We start from the raw sequence: 1,018 nt of genomic DNA on the forward strand, positions 1-1,018 counted from the left end.
AATCGATTCGCTTCCAACAGGCACTTCGGACGCTGGGTCAAGCCAAAGCCATGAACGCCATCTTCCCCACCCATCGGATCTTGCAGTACCTCATCATCGGCTGGCTTCTCGGCTGTGAACGTCTCTTTCACTTCAAATCTCTGGCGAGCGATGCCTTAGTCGCCCACGCGATGGGCGGTCGAGTACCACATCACACGTTGTTAAATAAAGATCTGCTGCGTCTAGGCAAGGCTCATGAGCAGATCACGCCGGCCATCCGAGCCTTAAATCTCGCCCTCATCCAACCCCGGTTGCCAACATCATTAATCTTGGATCTGGACTCCACCGTGGAGACCGTGTACGGCAACCAACAGGGAGCGGAAGTGGGCTACAACAGCTACAAGCACGGGCGCAAAAGCTTGCACCCCTTGCTCATCTATGAAGGACAGTCGCGGATGCTGCTTAACGCCTGTCTGCGCCCCGGCAATACCAGTAGCTCAACCGATGTCCTGCCCTTTGCGGAGCAGACGTTGGCTCTGCTGGGTTCCCATGCGGTGCGGTATGCACGCTTTGACAAAGGCTTTGGGGGCGAGGACTTCTATGCCTTCTGGGAGTCCCGGAAGATCGGCTATGTCGGCAAACTCAAATGGACGCCGCGTCTTGGGCAGCAGGTGAAAGCCTGTGAACACTGGACGCGCTTTGTCGATGACGAATGGATCATTGAAGGCGTCGTACTCGCCTACCAAGCGACCACGTGGGAGAAGACGCGTCGTGTCGCCGTGATCCGCAAGATGCCGCGCTGGGACGGGGATCAGTCCCAGCTCGAACTCGACTTGCTTTGGGCGTACGAAGCCATGGTCACGACTGAAGCTTGGGATGCCATCGACGTATGGCGATTCTACAATCAACGCTGCGCGATGGAGAACTACATCAAGGAAGGCAAGCGTGGATTTGCCATCCACCGGATCCCCACGCAATCGTTTGCCGCCAATGAAATCGACTTGCTCTTAAAGCTGCTCGCCTACAATCTATTTGAGCG

At 56.2% G+C, this 1,018-nt stretch carries 1 protein-coding gene; it reads left to right on the forward strand.

Annotated elements, in window-relative coordinates:
• The coding region (locus PA598K_RS33270; RefSeq protein ID WP_185602385.1) for an IS1380 family transposase at positions 1-1,018 on the forward strand (1,018 nt) is incomplete at both ends.

This window comes from Paenibacillus sp. 598K, from assembly GCF_003851045.1.
Lineage (GTDB): Bacteria > Bacillota > Bacilli > Paenibacillales > Paenibacillaceae > Paenibacillus_D.